This is a genomic window from Pseudonocardia sp. (genome assembly GCF_035305885.1).
Lineage (GTDB): Bacteria > Actinomycetota > Actinomycetes > Mycobacteriales > Pseudonocardiaceae > Pseudonocardia.
The window spans coordinates 1-4,186 of the sequence record NZ_DATGOP010000062.1; the positions used below are offsets into that span (position 1 = coordinate 1).

Genomic DNA, 4,186 nt, shown 5'->3' on the forward strand with positions numbered 1-4,186 from the left:
CGGCACCGGGCACCTCGAACCACGGCCTGGCGGTCGCCGTCGACGTCCCGGTGGACGACGGCTTCCGGTTCGGGCAGCCCGAGTTCGCGTGGCTCGCCGCGCACGGCCCGGCGCAGGGCTGGGTGCACCCGGAGTGGGCACGCGCGGGCGGCGGTCGTGAGGAGCCCTGGCACTTCGAGTTCGTCGGCTGACCGCGGCGCACGGGATAATGGGTCGGTGCAGTGCCCTCACTACGACGCCGGCCGCTGCCACTCCTGCACCCTCCTGGAGATCGACTACCCCACCCAGGTGCTCGACAAGGAGCGGCACGTCGCCGCCCTCCTCGACCCCGTCTCGACGGGCCTGACCTGGCTGCCCGCCGTCACCGGCGCGGAGAGCGGCTTCCGGAACAAGGCGAAGATGGTGGTCAGCGGTACCGCGGCGGCGCCGGTGCTCGGCATCCTCGACGGGGCCGGGCGTGGCGTCGACCTCACCGACTGCGGTCTCTACCCCGCGGCGCTCCAGGCGTCGTTCGGGCCGCTGGCCGCGTTCGTCACCCGCGCGAACCTCGAGCCGTACCAGGTGTCCGGCCGCGGCAAGCGGGCCCAGCAGCGCGGCGAGCTCAAGTACCTGCTCGTCACCCTCTCGCCCGACGGGGAGCTGATGGTGCGCTTCGTGCTGCGCTCCCAGGAGGCCGTCACGCGCATCCGCAAGCACCTGCCCTGGCTGCGGGCCGCGCTGCCTGCCCTCGCCGTCGCGTCCGTCAACATCCAGCCGGCGCACGCCGCCGTCCTGGAGGGCGACCTGGAGATCCCCCTCACGGAGCGGACCACGCTCCCGATGCGCATCGACGACATCACGCTCGACCTGCGTCCCCAGAGCTTCTTCCAGACCAACACCGTCGTCGCGACCGAGCTGTACCGGCAGGCCAGGGCCTGGGTCGACGAGGTGGGGCCCGCGAGCCTCTGGGACCTGTACTGCGGCGTCGGCGGGTTCGCGCTGCACTGCGCGGCACCGGGGCGCGCGATCACAGGCATCGAGATCGGCGCGGAGGCGGTGGTGGCCGCCTCGGGCACGGCGGAGCGCCTTCGAGCAGGGGCCGACGGCGACCGGTTCCGCGACGTCGAGTTCGCGGCCGGTGACGCCACCGCGTTCGCCGTGGGCCCGGACGCGCGCGAGCTACCGGAGATGGTGATCGTGAACCCGCCTCGCCGCGGCATCGGAGCGGAGCTCGCCGGCTGGCTGGAGTCGTCCGGGATCGAGCACGTGCTGTACTCGAGCTGCAACGCGACCACGCTCGCCCGCGACCTGGCCGCCATGCCCTCGCTGCGGCCGGTGCGCGGCCGTTTGCTCGACATGTTCCCGCAGACCTCGCACTACGAGGTGCTGGTCCTCCTCGCGCGCTCGTGACCGTCCGGGCGGCCCCGGTGGTCGTCGCCCGACGAGGTGCGGCCGTCCCCGTGGTCAGCGCGGCGCGCGCCGTCGTCGCCGCGGTGTCCCTCGTCGCCGGCGGTCGGCACGGCGCGGTGCGCGCCCGGCCCCGCGCCGTATCCGTCCCGGGTGTGCGACCGGCGGCCTGTCCCGACCTCGGCCGGGTCGTGAGCCGTGGCGTCGTGCGATCCTGCCTGCCCCTTCTTCGCCTGACCCGGCGGAGTCTTGTCCGGCCCACCCTGGCCCGGGGGCGTGTCCTTCTTCGCCTGGCCCGGTGGCACCCGGTTCGGGGCGCCCTGCCCCGTGTCCTTCTTCGTCTGGCCCGGGGGAGTGGACCCCTTCGTGGCCTGGCCGGGCGGGGCCTCCTCTTTCTTGGCCTGGCCCGGCGGGATGCCGTCCTTCTTCGCCAGCCCCGGCGGGATGCCGTCCTTCTTCGCCAACCCCGGCGGGATGCCGTCCTTCGTGGCCTGGCCGGGGGGCGCGGCGCTACCGTCGTCCGCGCGGTCCGTCTCGTCGTCCTTCGCCTGCCCCGGCGGCACGCCGTCCGTCGCGGTGAGACCCGGCGGCACGCCGTCGGTGGCGGTCAGTCCCGGGGGGATGCTGCCGGACGTCCCCGTGCGGTTCGCCGTGAGCCCCGCCCTCGCCAGGCCGGGTGGGACGAACGCCTGGGGGCCGGGCAGATCCGCCGGGTCGGTGCCGGCGCTGCGGGGTGCGGCACCCTGGCGTGCGTCGCCCGCGGTCCGGTGGTCCGGTGCCTCGACGTTCACCGTGCCGGGCTCCCACAGCGGTGCGCCCACGGTGCCCGCGACGCTCCCGGCCCCCACGGCGGTCGACACGACGAGCCCGCCTGCCACGGTCGCGGCGAGCGTCGTGGGGTCGGTGAACGCGCTCCGCAGCACGATCGCCGCGCGCGTCCCGACCGAGGCGAACCAGCCCGCGACCCCCGCCGCGGCGCCGGCTCCCGCCGTGGCGCCCGCACCGCTCGGCGCGGCGGCGGCGCCGAGCAGCAGCACCGGCGCGGCAGCGCGCAGCATCCAGTACGACTCCCGGACGTCGACGAAGGCGCGAGTACAGCCCGCGCACCGGACCATGTGGTCCTCGACCTCCTGCCGGCGGTGGGGCAGGAGCCGGTTGCGGACGAAGTCGTGCAGCGAGGCACGGGTGCGCCGGCACTCCGCACCGTCCGCCGCGTCGGCATGTGTCTCCGCCACGCTGCTCGCGAGGCGGTTCTCGGCGCGGCGTAGCCGGCGGCGCGCGGCGTAGGGCAGGAGGCCGATGTCGTCAGCGATCGCGGCGACCGGCCGGGAGGACACGTGGTGGTCCCAGAGGAGCTGTCGCTCGGCTGTCGAGAGCCGACCGAGCGCCGAGCCGAGGACCTCGAGGTCGACCGTGCGGACGGGTGGTTCGTCCGGCGTCGTCGCCGGGGGAGCGGTGTCGTCCTGCGCGACGGCCTCCGCGACGTCGAGCGCGGCAGCGGTCCAGAACGCGACCGGGTCGTCGACGCAGCCCGCCCGGAGCAGCTCGGCGCACAGCATCTCGAGCCCGCGGCTCGCCGCGAGCTCGGGGTCGACGCCCGGGACCCTGCGGGCGACCGTCGCGACGACGGCGCGGCGGTGCGCGGCCCACTGTGCCAGATCGCTGGTCACGGCCACGACGCCCCCTTCCGCCCCGAGGCGGTCCACGTCGCGTACGCGAGTCCCCGGGCGTGCATGCTCCCAGAGAGCGGGCGCCAGGGGAAGAGCCGCGCACGGATCACCCCGCTCGAGGCGGGGTGATCCGTGCGCGTGCACGACGACGAGCGGGACCGGTCAGGGGCCCTCGCGTCCATCAGCCGGCGGCCGGGGGCTGAACGGTCGGCGGGAGCGTGGTCGTGCCGAACAGCAACGCCCAGAGCTGGTCCAGCGTCATGCCGATCAGGTTGACGCCCGGCAGGCCCGAGAGACCGAGGCTCGCCAGGAGGCCGGTCAGCGCCGACCCGAGGCCGGGGGTCTGCGGCGGCGCGGGCTCCTCCGGTTCGGCCGGGGCCGTCGGGGCAGGGGGCTCCGGTGTCTGCGGCGGGGCGGGAACCTCGGGTTCCGCGACGACCGGCGGCTCGTCGGTGCCCGCGTCGGAGTCGCCTCCGGGCGCCGGCCCGCCCGTCGCCGGGGCCCCGTCCCCGGGCTCCGGCGCGGGCCGCGTCACCGGATCGGGCGCGGTGTCGACCGGCGCAGGCTCCGCGGAACCGGTCGACGGCGCGCCGGAACCGGTCGCCGGTGCACCGTCGCCGGACGACGGCGGGGCTGCCGCGGGCGGCGGGGTGTCGGCGGGTGGCACCTCGGGCGCGGTGTCGGTCTCGTCGGACGGATCGGTCTCGTCCGCGGGCGGTGCCGCGGCATCGTCTCCGGCCGCTCCGTCACCGGCGCCCCCGCCCGCGGCTCCGCCGTCGACGACCTGACCCGCCTCGGCGGGCGGGCGGTCCGCCTGGCTCGCGATCATCGCGGCAGCCACGCCGCCGAGACCCAGCACCAGCAGCACACCGGCCACGGCGGCGAGCTCCTTGGGGCCGGGCTTCTTGTCGGGGCTCCTACGGGTCGTCCCCGCCGCTACGCCGCCGGCAGCGCCCGCAGCGCCTGCCGAGCCGGTCACCACCATCGCCGCGACGAGGTGCTGGCCGAGGTCGCGGAGCATCCAGGAGACCTCGCGGACGTCCATGAAGGCGCGGGTGCAGTCGGCGCAGGAGTCCATGTGGACCTCGAGGCGGTGCTGGCGGCGGGGCAGCATGCGGCCCTTGAGGTAG

General features: G+C 76.2%; 3 protein-coding genes and 1 pseudogene. 2 read left to right on the forward strand and 2 right to left on the reverse strand.

Translation table 11 applies throughout. The features are described 5' to 3' along the window. Together VKZ81_RS12435 and rlmC are read left to right on the forward strand one after the other, a co-directional pair. The coding region (locus VKZ81_RS12435) for a M15 family metallopeptidase (protein WP_324241664.1) at window positions 1-191 on the forward strand (191 nt) is incomplete at its 5' end. A gap of 25 nt (window positions 192-216) precedes the next feature. Further along, entirely contained in the window at window positions 217-1,389 is a 1,173-nt protein-coding gene (rlmC, locus tag VKZ81_RS12440) for a 23S rRNA (uracil(747)-C(5))-methyltransferase RlmC (RefSeq protein WP_324241665.1), read from the forward strand. Here rlmC and VKZ81_RS12445 read toward each other — a convergent pair. Both VKZ81_RS12445 and VKZ81_RS12450 read right to left on the reverse strand, forming a co-directional pair. Beyond that, complete coding sequence (locus VKZ81_RS12445) at window positions 1,356-3,056, reverse strand: hypothetical protein (RefSeq protein ID WP_324241666.1); 1,701 nt, start codon at window positions 3,054-3,056, stop codon at window positions 1,356-1,358. The two genes, rlmC and VKZ81_RS12445, sit on opposite strands and share 34 nt — an antisense overlap. A gap of 181 nt (window positions 3,057-3,237) precedes the next feature. After that, window positions 3,238-4,186, reverse strand: a pseudogene (locus tag VKZ81_RS12450) (hypothetical protein); the annotation flags it as partial.